We start from the raw sequence: 842 nt of genomic DNA, 5'->3' as shown, positions 1-842 counted from the left end.
GCCAAAACCCAATCAGACTCTTGATCATACTGGCACTCCGTGATTCACTCGCTTCTGCAGCGGGAGTTTTGGACCATGGCAGGAGAATTCTGGCTTGATGACCAGCAGTGGGCAATGATTGCGCCATTGCTTCCGACCAACCAGCCTGGCGCTCATCGCACCGACGATCGCCGGGTCATCAGCGGGATCATCCACGTCCTGCGATCTGGTTGCCGATGGCAGGATTGTCCAGCCTGCTATGGGCCTCCAACAACCGTCTACAATCGTTTCCATCGCTGGTCTGCCAAAGGAATATGGCGGCGGCTGTTTGAAGCTCTGGTGCAATCGACAGATCGGGACATCCATATGATCGACAGCACCACCGCAAAAGCACATCGCTCTGCGGCTGGCGGAAAAGGGGGGCCGATGCCGAGGCAATCGGTCGCTCGCGCGGCGGCAGATCGACAAAAATCCATGCTGTTGTCGATGGTTGTGGCCGTCCAGTCGCATTGCGAATAACACCGGGGCAACGCGGCGATGCCCCCATTGCCATTCCACTGCTCGAGCCTTTGCCTCCGACACGCCTGTGTGCAGCAGACACTGCCTACGACAGCGATGCTTTGCGAGACTTCCTTGCAACGCGTGGCACCCAGCCAGTGATTCCCAACAATCCAACCCGAAAGCAAATCAGGCCGTTCGATCCGATCGCCTACCGACGGCGAAATATCATCGAACGCACCTTCTGCCGCCTCAAGGACTGGAGGCGTGTCGCGACACGATATGACAAGCTCATGATTAACTTCGCAGCAACCTGCTACATCGCCGCCATCGTCACATGGTGGATCAATTGAGTCTGGACCCTA

The 842-nt window shown here is 57.2% G+C and carries 1 protein-coding gene and 1 pseudogene; both read left to right on the top strand.

Features of this window, described 5'->3' with window-relative positions:
• Positions 1-75: 75 nt before the first annotated feature.
• A pseudogene (locus F9K91_RS26770) lies at positions 76-249 on the top strand (transposase); the annotation flags it as partial.
• A gap of 74 nt (positions 250-323) precedes the next feature.
• Positions 324-830 (top strand): IS5 family transposase, encoded by a 507-nt coding sequence (locus tag F9K91_RS25510; RefSeq protein WP_328593088.1) that lies wholly within the window; start codon positions 324-326, stop codon positions 828-830.
• Positions 831-842: the final 12 nt, after the last annotated feature.

This window comes from Brucella tritici, assembly GCF_008932295.1.
In the GTDB taxonomy this organism is placed as follows: Bacteria; Pseudomonadota; Alphaproteobacteria; order Rhizobiales; family Rhizobiaceae; genus Brucella; species Brucella tritici.
Note: the sequence above shows the minus strand (reverse complement) of the source record. Positions and strands in the feature narration are given on the sequence as shown.